General features: G+C 75.2%; 1 protein-coding gene. It reads left to right on the forward strand.

Translation table 11 applies throughout. The features are described 5' to 3' along the window. On the forward strand, positions 1-1,197 hold a 1,197-nt coding region (locus tag ACY45C_RS17140; protein WP_462188570.1), incomplete at both ends, for a mannosyltransferase YkcB-related protein.

Raw genomic sequence — 1,197 nt, forward strand, 5'->3', positions numbered from 1 at the left:
GGGCTCGGCCGACTTACCGGCAACGAGACCGGCAGCGTCGGCGGTGGCCGGATGGGCGGCCTGCCGGAATTCATCGGGAACGACGCGGCAGGCGCCGTTCCCGGCGGCGGCACGGTCGTCTTCGGTCCCGGGGGTCCGGGCGGCCGCGGGGGCGGCATGTGGGGCCAGGCCGGTTGGACCCGCATGTTCGGCTCGGCGGTCGGCGGTCAGATCTCCTGGCTGCTCCCGACCGCACTGATCCTGCTCGTCGCCGGACTGTGGATCACCCGGCGCACCCCGCGGACGGACCGCGCCCGCGCCGCCTTCCTCCTCTGGGGCGGCTGGCTGCTCGTCACCGGCATCGTCTTCAGCCAGATGAAGGGCATCTTCCACGCCTACTACACGGTGGCGCTCGCCCCGGCGGTCGGCGCCCTGGTGGGGATGGGCTGCGCGCTGCTCTGGCGTCAGCGCCGGCATCCCGCCGCCGCCGTGGTCTCGGCCGCCACGATGGCTGCCACCACCGCCTGGTGCTACACCCTGTTGAACCGCACCCCCCAGTGGCATCCGTGGATCCGGTACGCCGTGCTCGTCGCCGGGATCATCGCGGCGCTCGGGTTCCTCGCAGCCATCCGACTGCCGCGGCGGGCCGCGCTCGGCGTCGCCGCCGTGGCGCTGGTCGCCGGGCTCCTCGGACCCGGCTCGTACGCCATCGCCACCGCGGCGACCCCGCACACCGGCTCGATCCCGGCTGCGGGTCCCGCCGGCGCCGGCTTCGGCGGGCCGGGTGGCGGCCGCATGGGCCAGGGCGGCCTGCAGGCCGGCCGTCAGCAGGGCTTCCCGCCGCAGGGCATGGGCCAGGGCGGCCCGCAGGCTGGCCCACAGGGTGGTGGAATCTTCCCCGGTGGGGCCTTCCCCGGCGGTGGGCAGCAGATGCCCGGCGGCCAGGGCGGGATGCCCGGCCAGGCGGGTGGTGGTGCCGGAACCGGAACCAGCGTGCTGGGGAACGGGATCCTCGGCGGGCAGGAGACCCGGGGCGGTGGCCCGGGCGGTCTACTCAGCGCCGTCACTCCCAGCGACGCGATCGTGAAGCTGCTCAGGCAGAACGCGGACTCCTACACCTGGGTCGCCGCCGCGGTCGGCTCGAATAGCGCAGCCGGATACCAGCTCGCGACCCAGGACCCGGTCATGCCGGTCGGCGGGTTCAACGGGAGCGACCCC

The organism is Frankia sp. CcWB2 (assembly GCF_977927585.1).